10 protein-coding genes are annotated in these 12745 nt (G+C 51.1%); 7 read left to right on the top strand and 3 right to left on the bottom strand.

Annotated features, from left to right (window positions below):
- Window positions 1-36: 36 nt before the first annotated feature.
- Entirely contained in the window at window positions 37-1089 is a 1053-nt protein-coding gene (gene mnmH / locus RB297_RS09920) for a tRNA 2-selenouridine(34) synthase MnmH (RefSeq protein WP_096776746.1), read from the top strand.
- Between the two features lie 171 nt (window positions 1090-1260).
- On the opposite strand, the gene RB297_RS09915 is transcribed toward mnmH, so the two are convergent.
- Window positions 1261-1905: an SDR family oxidoreductase gene (locus RB297_RS09915; protein WP_375120588.1), complete on the bottom strand. Its 645-nt coding sequence runs from the start codon at window positions 1903-1905 to the stop codon at window positions 1261-1263.
- A gap of 185 nt (window positions 1906-2090) precedes the next feature.
- Between RB297_RS09915 and RB297_RS09910 the strand changes: the two genes are divergently transcribed.
- The 5 genes from RB297_RS09910 (at window position 2091) to bcbE (ending at window position 9962) form a co-directional block, all read left to right on the top strand.
- A complete protein-coding gene (locus RB297_RS09910; protein ID WP_375120334.1) occupies window positions 2091-2777 on the top strand; it encodes a phosphatase PAP2 family protein in 687 nt (228 codons plus the stop codon).
- A 107-nt stretch (window positions 2778-2884) separates the two neighbouring features.
- Window positions 2885-3943, top strand: a complete 1059-nt coding sequence (locus RB297_RS09905; RefSeq protein ID WP_015736402.1) for an FUSC family protein — start codon at window positions 2885-2887, stop codon at window positions 3941-3943.
- 293 nt (window positions 3944-4236) lie between these two features.
- Window positions 4237-6567 (top strand): RNA polymerase recycling motor HelD, encoded by a 2331-nt coding sequence (helD, locus tag RB297_RS09900; protein WP_375120333.1) that lies wholly within the window; start codon window positions 4237-4239, stop codon window positions 6565-6567.
- 301 nt (window positions 6568-6868) lie between these two features.
- On the top strand, window positions 6869-8572 hold the full coding sequence (locus tag RB297_RS09895; protein ID WP_036664013.1) for a methyl-accepting chemotaxis protein: 1704 nt from the start codon (window positions 6869-6871) through the stop codon (window positions 8570-8572).
- 85 nt (window positions 8573-8657) lie between these two features.
- Complete coding sequence (gene bcbE / locus RB297_RS09890; protein WP_306436892.1) at window positions 8658-9962, top strand: bacillibactin exporter BcbE; 1305 nt, start codon at window positions 8658-8660, stop codon at window positions 9960-9962.
- Window positions 9963-10087: 125 nt separating this feature from the next.
- Here bcbE and RB297_RS09885 read toward each other — a convergent pair whose 3' ends face one another.
- Window positions 10088-11326 carry an MFS transporter gene (locus tag RB297_RS09885; protein ID WP_375120332.1) on the bottom strand — a complete coding sequence of 413 codons (1239 nt, stop codon included), beginning with the start codon at window positions 11324-11326 and terminating at the stop codon, window positions 10088-10090.
- Window positions 11319-11783: a MarR family winged helix-turn-helix transcriptional regulator gene (locus RB297_RS09880; protein WP_036663997.1), complete on the bottom strand. Its 465-nt coding sequence runs from the start codon at window positions 11781-11783 to the stop codon at window positions 11319-11321. The genes RB297_RS09885 and RB297_RS09880 overlap by 8 nt, the downstream gene beginning before the upstream one ends.
- A 222-nt stretch (window positions 11784-12005) precedes the next feature.
- Here RB297_RS09880 and RB297_RS09875 point away from each other — a divergent pair, with 222 nt between their 5' ends.
- Window positions 12006-12743, top strand: coding sequence for a glycerophosphodiester phosphodiesterase (locus tag RB297_RS09875; protein WP_096776738.1), 738 nt, complete (start codon window positions 12006-12008; stop codon window positions 12741-12743).
- Window positions 12744-12745 lie beyond the last annotated feature (2 nt).

The following is a 12745-nucleotide window of genomic DNA, read 5'->3' as shown; positions in this document are numbered from 1 at the left end:
GGTTTTGTTTGTGTAACCATAAAGGAGCGAACAGACATGTTTCAAGACATCACCGTAAAAGAATTATTGGAACTGCAAAACAGCAAGAAGATTACTTTGATTGATGTCCGTTCCCCTTCGGAATACAAGGACTCCACCATTCCGGGGAGTCTGAACATTCCGGTCTTCAATGATGAAGAACGGGCGGAGATCGGGACGATTTACAAGCAGGTGAGCGTGGATGCGGCCAAAGAGCGGGGGCTCGCCATCATGTCGGCCAAGCTACCCAGCTTCGTGAAGCAGTTCAAAGAGATCGAAGGAGATAAGGCGGTCTATTGCTGGCGCGGCGGCATGCGCAGCCGAACGGCTGCAACGGTGCTGTCCCTGATGGATATCCATGTCAATCGGATTACGGGCGGGATTAAGGCTTACCGGAAGTATGTGCTGGATACGCTTGAGCAGAAGAGTCTGGATGCGGAAGCGTTTGTCCTTCACGGATTGACGGGTACGGGCAAGACGGCAGTGCTAAGGCAGCTTCAGCAGGAAGGCTACCCCGTCGTGGACCTGGAAGGGCTCGCAGGCCACCGCGGCTCGATCTTCGGGCATATCGGACTGCCGTCCAACAATCAGAAGACTTTCGATGCGGAGTTGGTTGAACGGCTGAAGCAATTGGAAAATTCGCCTTATTTGTTATTTGAGGCCGAGAGCAAACGGATCGGCAAAATCGTCGTTCCCGATTTCCTGATGAAGAAGAAGGAGTCGGGGGCAGCCATCGTGTTGGAATTGCCGATGGCGGAGCGTGTTCGCCAGATACTGGAGGATTACAACCCTGCGGCTTATAAAGAGCAATATTTGGCGGCCTTTCAATTAATCAAGAACCGAATCCACACTCCGATCGCCGCGGAAATTGGCAAGTCTTTGGAGGAGGGAAGGTATGCTCAGGGAATACAGCTGCTGCTTGAGCATTATTATGATCCCAAATATAATTACTCCTTCAGTCAATATGAGGACAACGCTCCTATCGTTGTGGCGGTAGATCGGGTAGAAGAAGCGGTGGATGCCGTAAAAGACATACTGCGAAGCCGAATGCTGCACAAGACAGGCGCGTAAATGCCAGGATCGGTTGAGTGCGTAACGAGAAGGAGTTCCACTATGTCTTCTCTTTATTTTGCGATCCGGTCCTGATTCGAATAGAACGATAGATCGCCCCTTAAGCATTAGCAGATACGAAGGTATCGCTTTTGCTTGAGGGGCGATTTTGCTTTTGAATATGAAATGCTCTTAGAGTGACGATAGAGCTTCCGAGATAGGCGTTTCGCCTGAAATCAGGTCGAAGGAACGCCGGTAGGTATGTTCTTCGTCCAGCGCCAACAAGATCGTTTTCGCCACATCCTCGCGCGGAATCGAGCCGCCCTTGATATTCTCCGCAGCCGTAATGCGGCCGGTACCAGGCTCATTCAAAAGTCCTCCCGGACGAATGATCGTATAGGAGAGGCTGCTGTGACGAAGCATTCGATCCGCGTAATGCTTGGCGGCATAATACGGTTTGATGTCCCCGTTCCAAGATTCTCGATGATGGGCCCCAATCGCGCTAACCATCACAAAGCGCGGGACCTTCGCCTCTTCGGCAGCTTCCACCATCTTGACGGCTCCGTCCAGATCGATCAGCAGCGTTTTGTCGTATCCGGTTGCTCCGCCAGAACCAGCCGCGAATACCACTGCCTGGCAATCTCGTGCTGCTTCCGCCAGTTCCTTGACCGATCCTTCCAAATTCGCGATAACGCACTCTATTCCCGCTTCTCGATAATAGGCTGCCTGCTCCTCCCTCCGAACCATGGCTTTTACGCTATAGGCATCATGCTCATGCAGGAGAAACGTAAGCTGTTTGCCAATCTGGCCGTTCGCGCCGGCCACTAGGACCTTCATCATGACATGCTCCTTTTCTTTTGGGTATATATTCTCGTAAAGAGTAATCCCTGCGATTTTGACATAGACTACGGGATATTTGTCATGTAATCCCTTTGGGACTTTCCTTTATGACAGGAAAATGATATTATCTTGTTTTCACCAAATCGCACGGTTTCGAAACAAGGTCAAAGGAGAACAGAGAGTTGAGCGGAGAGAAGATATACCCTGCTTCAGGAAGACAACGCTGGATATTCCTCATATCGATGATCAGCTTCATCGGATTTGTCATTCTGGCGGCCCTGGTAAAGCGGGAAAGCCTGGCAGCGCTTGATTTGGCGATCATTACGACGGTACAAGCCCTTGAACATCCGCTGCTTACGGATATTGCCATCGGGCTGTCATTCATAGGCTCCATCGGACCGGTGATCGTGTTAAGCCTGATCGTGATCGCCGTGCTATATTGGATTTTGGGCCACCGCAAGGAGATTCTTCTCCTTATTGTGGTCGTCTTCGGTTCATCTATTCTGAATTTATTATTAAAATGGGTGTTTCAACGTGCAAGGCCGGACATCAACCGCCTGATCGAAATTACGGGATACAGCTATCCCAGCGGCCATTCGATGGGGGCCTTCTCGTTCTACAGTGTGCTCGCTTACTTGTTGTGGAGACATATTGACAGCAGAGCGGGGAGAGGGACGTTGATTGCCGTTTCCATCGCGATGATTCTAAGCATCGGACTTAGTCGGATCTATCTCGGCGTCCATTACCCGAGCGACATCGTTGGCGGATACCTGGCTTCTTGCGCTTGGCTTGGGTTCATGATCCGATCTTACGAGAAAAGGATGGGGAAGCGGGCCGACCCGGATGATGTCAATGAAGAAACTGCATAACATTGGAAGCGTAAGGGTAATTCATGTAATAGCGGTTCAAACGGAGGAGTATGTATCATGGTGTGTAGGCATAGACGTGAAATTGGGTTGCGTAAGGAGGGCTGTCCGTGGCGTTTGGAGCAAGAATGTTCAAAACCGGCCTAGCCGTGACGCTGGCTCTTTATTTAGCCATGCTGTTTGACTTTAAATCACCTGTCGTAGCCGCCATCGCCGCGATTTTCGCGATGCAGCCATCGATATACAGGTCGTGGAGATATTTTCTGGACCAGCTGCAGACCAGTACGCTCGGTGCGATTCTGGCCATGCTCGGAGGGTATTTTTTATCGAATCAACCGATTTCCGTCGGTTTGGTCTGTATTCTAGTGATCATGATTTGCATGAAGCTGAAAATGGGCGAGACCATCGGACTTACGCTTGTTACGGTCATATCCGTGATGGAAGCTTCCGGACAATGGGACTTTGCCCTCAATCGCTTTATTCTGACGATTATCGGCATCATATCTGCATTCCTCATCAATATTCTTGTGTTTCCACCGAAACCGAAGGAACAGTACATCACGCGGATTCATATTGTATTTGGCAAAATGTCGCTGCTGCTGCGCACGGCGATCTCCCATGAAATGAAGGATTCGGTCTACCGTGCGGAGAAGAAAGAACTGGAATCGGCCATCAAATCGTTGTCCGACAAATACAATTTGTTTGAGGAAGAGCAGAAGAAGCTGAAGCGGGCGAAATACAGTCAAGCAAGACAGCTCGTGGTGTATAAGCAGCTGCTCCAATCCCTTCGCAAGGGGTATGAAGTGCTGGATGCGGTGGAGAACCACTATTTCCAGGCGGATCGATCCGATGAAATCGACGAACAGTTTGATCACAATCTGGAGCGGTTAATGAAGTACCATGAGCATATTTTGTGGAAATTCGAAGATAAACTTAAGCCGAACGAGGATGAGGCCGAGACCATGGCGGAGAACAATGAAGCTTTCATGGAGCAGGTGATGTGCGGGCCCGGCTCAAATCCCGGCGGACTCCGGCTGGCGGTGGTGGCCGCCTCCATGTACGACTACGGCTATCAGCTTGACCGGTTGAATCGGGTGGCGGATCAAATCAGCCGAGTCGTGGATGATAAGGAGCAAGAGGATGCCATGTTCTCGTGGCTGCGAAAATAAGGGAGCTCGCCATGAGGATGCCGATCAAGATTTCACATTTGATCGGCTGTTTTTATACATCTCAGCAAGCAGCAAGTTTGGCATTTGAGGCTCGGGAATGGTATGGTATATGAACATAAAAAAAACCGCCCCGGCGGGTCGGTTACTGAAATTCCATGTTGAATTATGTACGGCAGCTTGCTATAATTAACAATGCTTTGTCATTAAATTATTGAGATGTGGTTAGAATATCACAATTGTATTTTATCACGATTAACTAACGCTGTCAACCGGTATATTAGGGGGATGAACAAATGGCTATCAGCGATCAAGATTGGAAAGAGGAACAGGCGCGGGTAACGGAAGTAACAGCAAAAATCGGAAATAAAATATCCCAGCTGGAAGCGAGCGTCGGCGATATCCGTGAAGTCGTCATTGACATGCGGAAGGACTTCTGGGACGAAGTTACGGTAAACTTCAGCAACCCGGACGATTTGGGCGAAACGTCCACCAATCTGAGACAGCAGTCGCAGGTGCTCGCCGAACGCGAGCATGCTCATCTGCAGTCCAGCAAGCTGCTTAAAAAGTACAGGAAGCTGGTGGAATCCCCATACTTCGGACGCATTGACTTTCAGGAGGATGGAACTGCGGAGACGGAAACCATTTATTTGGGAACAGGTTCTTTTTTGGACGAAAAGATGGAGACGTTTCTGGTTTACGACTGGCGCGCACCGATCTCGAGCCTGTATTACGACGGTGCGCCGGGCCCTGCCCAATATGAGACGCCTTCGGGTACGGTCAAGGGCGAAATGCTGCTTAAGCGCCAATTCGTCATCCATAACGGCGAGATCAAGGTGCTGTTCGATACCGGCGTGACCATCGGAGATGAACTGCTGCAGCAGGTGCTCAGCCATAGCGCGGATGACCGCATGAAGAGTATCGTGGCTACAATTCAGAAGGAACAAAACGCGGTCATCCGAAATGACAAAACCCGCATGCTGATCGTGCAGGGGGCTGCCGGAAGCGGAAAGACCTCGGCTGCACTGCAAAGGGTGGCTTATCTGCTGTACAAGTACCGGGAGACGCTCCGGGCCGACCAGATGATCCTGTTCTCCCCGAATCCGCTGTTCAACAGCTATGTGTCCACGGTGCTTCCCGAGCTCGGCGAGGACAATATGCAGCAGACGACCTTCCAGTCCTATCTGGAGCACCGGCTCGGTAAGGAGTTCGATCTCGAAGACGTGTTCACTCAGACGGAAACCCTGTTGAACGCGGATGATTCGCCGCGTTACCGGGCACGCTTGGAGAGCATATCGTATAAATCCTCGGGGGCTTATCTGGGCACCATCAGACGATACAAGGAGCTGCTGGAAAAGGGAGGCATGCTCTTTAAGCCGGTCGTATTCCAGGGGAAGGTGATTGTCAGCTCGGAGGAGATGGCGTCGCAGTTCTATGGCTATGATTCGGCGGTTAAGCTCGCTGGCCGCATTGATCTGATGAAGGAATGGATGCTTAAGCGCTTGTCGGAGTTTGCCCAGACCGAGAAAGATGCCCCGTGGGTAGAAGAGCAAATTCAGCTGCTGGATACGGAGGATTACCAACGGGCCTTTCAAACGATGAGACGCAAGCAAAACCGGAAGGCAGACACGTTTGACGATTTCGATAAGGAAAAAGACGTCCTTGCGAAAATGGTGGTCAGCAGCCGGCTCAAGCCGCTTCGGCGCTGGATCAAGCGGTTCCGGTATGTGGACGTCAAGGGTATGTACCGTAAATTGTACACGGACGAATCCTTATTCCGCCGGGCGGCGGGAAATTTGGAGACGCTCCCGGAACATTGGGATGAAATATGCAATCTTACCGTTGCGTCCCTGGACGACAAAGCATTGCTTTACGAAGACGCCACGCCGTTTCTCTATTTGAAGGAACTGCTGCAAGGGTTCCGTACGAATACGTCGATACGCCATGTCATCGTCGATGAAGTTCAGGATTATTCCGCATTTCAGCTGGAGTTCCTGAAGCGTTTGTTCCCGCGGGCCAAAATGACGGTGCTGGGGGACCTCAACCAAGCCATTTATGCTCATGGAGAGGCACTCGGAAGCTTGGAGAATCTGGTGAGTCTGTATGGCGAAGAGGATACGGAGGTCATTAATCTGACCCAAAGCTACCGGTCGACGTATGAAATCGTTAACTTCACGCGACAAATGATACCGGGCGGGGAGCGGATCGTTCCTTTCAACCGTCAAGGCGAAGCTCCTCGAGCCGTTCGGGTGAACGATGAAGAAGAACTTCATGGCGCGATCGTATCCGATATCCGCGAGCTTCATGAGCAGGGATTCCAATACGTTGCGGTGATCTGCCGGACAGAAGAGGAGAGCAGGCGCGTACATCAGCAGCTGTCGGCGGATATCTCCGCCCGCTTAATCACCAAAACCACGCCGGCCTTTGAAAAGGGAACGCTGGTGGTTCCCGCCTACTTGGCCAAAGGCGTGGAGTTTGACGCGGTGATTATCTATAACGGCGCCGAGGACGTGTACCACCGGGAAAGCGATCGTAAGCTGTTCTACACGGCATGTACGCGTGCCATGCATAAACTGCATGTCTATCATATCGGGGAGAAGAGTCACTTTATCTCCGATCAAGCTTAAAGGAAAAAGGTCTGCCTGAGCCCGTCTCAGGCGGGCCTCTTTTTGCATGATGACTATATGAAAGTCAAACCCGTTTTCATAGTGGAGGTAAAAAATGGAATGTAGTATTGTAAGAAATTTATGGCATTTGTTATACCATAAGGAGGGAGTTATCAACATTTGACCGGTGATTAATAAATTTTTTTCAATTATTTTCGAGTTAAGCGATTTCACGGTAGTCCTGCCTATTCACTCTTGACACAAATTTGACGAAAAAAGGAATGGGGGTATATTACTTATATCAAAGGTCGGGTGCTTGCGGATGAAGATAAAAACAAAATTAATTCTTTCGTCTACGATACTTGCGACGGTTACGGCGGTTATCGTAATCATTGCGTTTATCACATCGAATATGACGGAGAAGAGGTTCAGCAAGATTATTGAAGAGGACCAGAAGGTCATTTATAACCTGACGCAATTGGAGACCCTGTTGACTGGCGTTTCCAATGATGAGCGGGGCTACTTATTGACCGGTGATTCGACCTTTGCAGATTCATTGAAATCGAAACAGGAGTCCGTCGTCAAACTCATGGCCGAAACCAAAGGCTTAATGACGGCAGAAGAAGACCAGAAGGTATTTAACGAGATTGAAGCCGGTTATGTCGTATACTCCGAGGCCATAGCCGAGGTATTGAACAAATTGGGGTATGACACCGGTTTTTACAAGGCGGTCCCTTTCCGGGTGTACGAAGCTGCCTTTAACAAGGAGCGGGAAGTGCGCAAGTCATTTAGCGAGCTGATCGCAAAGTTTACGGTACATAAAAATGAAACCCTGGCGAAGCAGGCTGATCAGATTGCGGCCAGCAGCCGGTTTCAGAATTTGATCATCATGCTGATCGGAGCGGCCGCCGTCGTTTATTTTGCCATACAGGGCTATCTCCTGACCCGTTCGATCCGTCCGTTGAACCAGATGAGCAGTCAGCTTCTGAAGATTGCCGAAGGCGGGGGTGATCTGGTTACCCGATTACACATTACAACGAAAGATGAAATCAGGGATGTAGCCGATGCTTATAATAAATTGGTCGATGGCTTCAGGGAGCTGGTCGTCCAAGTGCAGGATACTGCAGGTAAAGTGGGTATCGCTGCTTCGACGCTGCATTCGACGACAGAGGAAATCCGTCAAGCTTCCCACCAAACGTCCGGGATTATGGAAGAGCTGGCTGCCGGGGTAGAGAACCAGCTGCAGGATACGGAGGAAACTACGGCGACCGTTACGGATATGGCGGAAGGCATGAAGCATATCGCGCTTGCAGCCCAAGACGTTTCCGGGCTGGCGGCAGCGGCGAACAAGCTTGCGGCTGAAGGGGAACAGGCACTTGTACATACGCTAACCCAGATGGAAGGCATCCGTACCAGCGTGGACCAATCTGCGCAATCCGTGCGTGCGCTCGGAGAGAAGGCCTCCAACATCGGGGCGATGGGACAGATCATCATCGAAATTGCGGAGCAGACCTCACTGCTTGCCTTGAATGCCTCCATTGAGGCCGCTCGGGCTGGCGAGCATGGCAGAGGTTTTGCGGTCGTCGCCGCAGAGGTCCGGAATTTGGCTGATCAGGCATCGAACTCCTCCGTCGAAATCAGACAGTTCGTTCACGAGCTGCAGCAAGACATCGTGAATCTGGCCGGCGTGATGGAACAGGGAACCCGCGAAGTAACCGAAGGCATGAACGTGGCGCAAGGAGCCGAGCGAGCCTTTAAGGAGATCGAGCAGTCGGTCGGCGAATTGAACGGGCAGATTCAAAGCGTCACCGCTGCAACCGAACAGATGAATTCGGGAGCCGGGGAGCTCGTTCACGCGATCCGTCGAATCCAGGAGGTCACGGAGACGACGGCAGGCGGTACGCAAAGCGTCAGTGCCGCAACGGAAGAGCAGCTGGCGTCCATGGAAGAAATCACAAATTCCGTTGAAGATCTTAACGTGATGTCTGGCAAGCTTCGTCAGTTGATGTCCGGCTTTAAAGTATAATTAAGGAAAAATTGCATATGGGAAAAAACGGCCACCTTGCCGTCATGCATATTCTGGGCGAAAGAACCTACAATATGGATGACAGATAACGCAAAGGTGGTCTTCTCTCATGGAAAACAAGAAATGGGATCTGGTTGCCCTAGCATCCATACCACTCATCATGACGTTAGGCAATTCCATGCTGATTCCCATTTTGCCGCAAATTTCCAAAGTTTTAGGGATCAGCTCCTTCAAAGTGAGTATGCTGATAACGGTATATGCTGTTGTAGCCATCTTGCTGATTCCGATCGCCGGGTATTTGTCGGATCGGTATGGAAGAAAGAAGATCATCATCCCGAGCTTGATTATTGCGGCGTTAGGCGGAGCTGTGTCCGCGGTAGCTGCCTGGCTGTTAAGCGGGACAGGGGCGTATTATGTCATATTAGCCGGCCGGTTTCTACAGGGAATCGGCGCAGCGGGGGCCTTCCCGATCGTCATCCCGCTTGTCGGCGACATGTTCAAAGAGGAAGAAGAGGTTAGCAAAAGCCTGGGAATCATTGAAACCTCCAACACGTTCGGTAAGGTTGTCAGTCCGATATTGGGTGCGCTGCTGGGAAGCTTCATCTGGTTCTTGCCCTTTATATCGATTCCGGTTCTATGCCTGATTTCACTCGTGCTCGTCATTTTTCTCGTGAAGACGCCAAAGTCGAATAACAATGATAAACAATCTCTGCGTGAGTTTTTGAAAACGACCAAGGGGGTTTTGCATGAGAAGGGAAGATGGTTGTATGCGATATTCGCCATCGGCGGCATCGCAATGTTTGGCGTATTCGGCGTTCTTTTTTATTTGTCGGAGACGCTGGAAAGCACTTACAAATTACATGGCGTAGTAAAAGGATTGGTGCTTGCAATTCCACTGGCTTTATTATGCCTATCTTCTTATTTAGCCGGTAAATTTACGGGCAAAAACAAAGCGGCAAAGAAGTGGACCGGTTTCGCCGGCATGGTTATTTTGACGGCTTCCCTGATCGTCACCGGCTTTAGCGAACAGATCTATTTTGTCGTCGGAATGATGACGCTTGGCGGTATCGGGATCGGCATGGTGCTGCCGTGCATGGATACGCTGCTGACGGAAGGCGTGGAGAAGGAGCAGCGCGGCACCATCACCTCGCTTTACAGCAGCATGCGTTTTATCGGGGTATCGCTGGGGCCGCCGGTCGTTTCTCTCCTGCTGGGCGCGAACCACTGGGTGATGTTTGGCACGCTGGCAGCTGTGGCGGCTGTAGGCGGCCTGCTTACGTTGTTCGCGGTGAAGCCGGAGGCAAAAGAGGACGATTCCGGAGGGAATTCATACCGGGTCGATTTCAAGAAACCGCAAGGATTGAAAAAGAAAGGTCTTGTCCATAAATAATGGACAAGACCTTTTCTCATATGGCCGGGTCAGTTTGGATGGCCGATCCCTTTCCTTATGGCCAAGCATCATCCCGGTTTTCGTGCATTCCAGCTGACGAAGCTTTTTCGTTATCGCTTTGTTCGTTAACCTGCCGCGGTAGCCTCGGTGTCCTCGACTGCCGTGGTGGATTGGGAACGCGACTTGCCGGCTGCCTGCATGATGATATAAATCAGGATCAACAGCACGAGCGCAATCGCCGAGTATCGGTACATGATGGCATAGGATGTAGATTTGGCGATGGCGCCGAGCGCGATCGAGCCGATGGCCACGCCGAAATCCAGGGAGTTGAAGAACATGCCGTTGGCCATGCCGCGCTGCAGCGGATGAACCTCCTGAATCATCCAGGTCTGGATGGACGGCTGCATCGCCCCAAAGCCTATGCCGTAGCAAAGTGCCGATAACAGCATGGATCCCGTCGATGTGGCGAAGGTAAGCAGGAGCAAACCGGATACCATCAGAATCGCAGCGGGTATAACAAGCGCCTTATGTCCATACCGGTCATAAATTCTGCCGGAGAACGGCCGTACGAGAATGATGGCAATGGCGTTGAACAAGAAAAAATACTGGGGATTCCGGAGGTGAGCCTCCGCTCCGAACAATGCCATGAAGCTCAGCAATCCGCCGTACGTAATCGACATCAAAAAGTTGAGGACGCTGGGAAGGATCAGCTTTTTGTTGAAGGAGCCCTTCGGTTTATCCTCAACTCGGGGTTGAACCGCTGCAGGGCGCTCCGCGTTCCGTTTAGCCGCTCTTGATGTCAGGAGGTAGGCGAGAGGGAAGATCAGAAGGTTGATGAAGACCGTGATGAACACGAGCGGAGTGAAACCGCCGCTTTGCAGCAGCGTCAAGCCGATCATGGGACCGATCGACATGGCAAGCGTAGTGGATAGCCCAAAATACCCCATGCCCTCGCCCAAGCGTTTGATTGGAATGACATCCGATGCCATGGTTGGAAACGAGGTGCTTGTCATCCCAAAGCCGATGCCGAACAATATGCGCATCAGCAGCAGTAAGGCTATGCCGCTCGCCCAGTAATAACCGAGCGTGGCTGCCAGGGAAATCAGCAGCCCGACGTACAGCAGCAGCCTCAGCTTTCCTTTTTCCAGCGCTTTGCTTGATACGAAGCGGGACGCGATCGCACTGAAGGCGAACAGGCTGGTTATGAGGCTCACCTGCAAGGGGCTTGCCGTGAACGCCTCCTTGGCGTATGCGGGCAGCGTGGTCAGCATCATCTGCAGGGTCAGGAACAGAAAAAGGTTGCTGACCATCAACGTGATGAATTCTTTGGTCCATAGCGGTTGTTTCGTGTTGATATCATTCATGTGGAACATCTCTCCTGTTGTTGTGTAAGTTGTGTATGTTGGCATTGATGCGCGAGAGTGTGTCCCAGAACATCTCCAATTGCTTCTCGTCAATGCCCTCGATTAATTGGCTTCCGCATTGACTTTCGATGGCTGTGGTCGCTTCAATCAGTTCCTTGCCTGTATCTGTCAAAAAGAGCTGAAAAGCTCTTCGGTCGTTAACCGATACGGCTTTGCGAGTGTATCCTTTTTTCTCGAGCAGGTCCAGAATACGGGTTGTCGTGGGTTGGTCTTTGTCCGCTTTGGCGGCAACTTCCTTCTGATTCAGGCCCTCGTGCTCGCCGATGTGGTACAGAACCAGCCATTGCTCGGGGGTGATGTCATAGGGCTTCAGGGCATTGGCAAACAATTGGGATGCGCGCCGATAGGTGTAACCCAGATGAAAACCGATGGAAGGGTTGCGTTTAGGTATTTTCAAGAAAAAGTCACACCTTTCATTTCAGGTTTTCAAAAATACTTGTCTAAACAATTATATGCCTGACATGCAAATTGGTCAATCATTTGAAAAATTAATTAGGACATGACAGGGTTTCATCAACCGATGTGGAATATGAAAAATGGAATGATAACATAGCTCTAACATTTGCGAGCTATATTTATAGTACAAAACCAAAACTTAATCACTCAGGAGGAAGTACAAATGTCACAATTGATCAATTTCGCGCACCGCGGGTCATCGGCCATATGCCCCGAGAATACGATGGCTGCCTTTGCCAAAGGCTTGGAGCAGGGAGCTACCGGGATCGAAACCGACGTCCAAATGACGAAGGACGGAAAGCTGGTATTGATCCATGACGAGAGCGTCGCCCGCACGACGGGGGCCGAGGGGCTTGTCAAGGATTATACATACGACGAGCTGGCCAAGCTGGACGCAGGCTCATGGTTTGGTGCCGATTTCCAAGGCGAACGGATTCCGCTGCTGGAAGAGCTGCTGGAATTAACCCAAAACCGCGGCACGATTGTTAATATCGAGCTGAAGAACGGAACGATCCAATATCCCGAGCTGGAAAAGCGCGTGATTGAGGCTGTAAGGCATTACAACATGGCGGAGCAAATCGTCATTTCGAGCTTCAATCATTATTCCCTGGTGGAATGCAAACTTATTGATCCAGAAATTCGTACCGGGCTGCTGTACGGCGAAGGGCTGTACCAGCCGTGGGAATACGCCAAATTGGCTAAAGCGGATGCCCTGCACGCATACCATCGGGCGGTTCTGCCGGAGTGGGTAACGGAAGCGAAGCAGCATGGCGTCGCCTATCATCCGTGGACCGTGAATGACGAGGGACGGATGAAAGAGTTGATGGATGCGGGCGTTGCGGGCATCATTACGGATTATCCGGATGTGCTGAACGGACTGCTGCAAACCAAGGGAGCGTGACT

Origin of the sequence: Paenibacillus sp. CR_12, from assembly GCF_041953985.1 — a bacterium.
GTDB classification, from domain to species: Bacteria; Bacillota; Bacilli; order Paenibacillales; family Paenibacillaceae; genus Paenibacillus_AQ; species Paenibacillus_AQ lautus_A.
Note: the sequence above shows the minus strand (reverse complement) of the source record. Positions and strands in the feature narration are given on the sequence as shown.

What these genes read in the sequence shown, in the direction of transcription:
- mnmH (WP_096776746.1), top strand. Translation starts at nt 37, where the DNA reads ATGTTTCAAGACATCACCGTAAAAGAATTATTGGAACTGCAAAACAGC.
- RB297_RS09895 (WP_036664013.1), top strand. Translation starts at nt 6,869, where the DNA reads ATGAAGATAAAAACAAAATTAATTCTTTCGTCTACGATACTTGCGACG.
- RB297_RS09885 (WP_375120332.1), bottom strand. Translation starts at nt 11,326, where the DNA reads ATGAATGATATCAACACGAAACAACCGCTATGGACCAAAGAATTCATC.
- helD (WP_375120333.1), top strand. Translation starts at nt 4,237, where the DNA reads ATGGCTATCAGCGATCAAGATTGGAAAGAGGAACAGGCGCGGGTAACG.
- RB297_RS09875 (WP_096776738.1), top strand. Translation starts at nt 12,006, where the DNA reads ATGTCACAATTGATCAATTTCGCGCACCGCGGGTCATCGGCCATATGC.
- RB297_RS09915 (WP_375120588.1), bottom strand. Translation starts at nt 1,905, where the DNA reads ATGAAGGTCCTAGTGGCCGGCGCGAACGGCCAGATTGGCAAACAGCTT.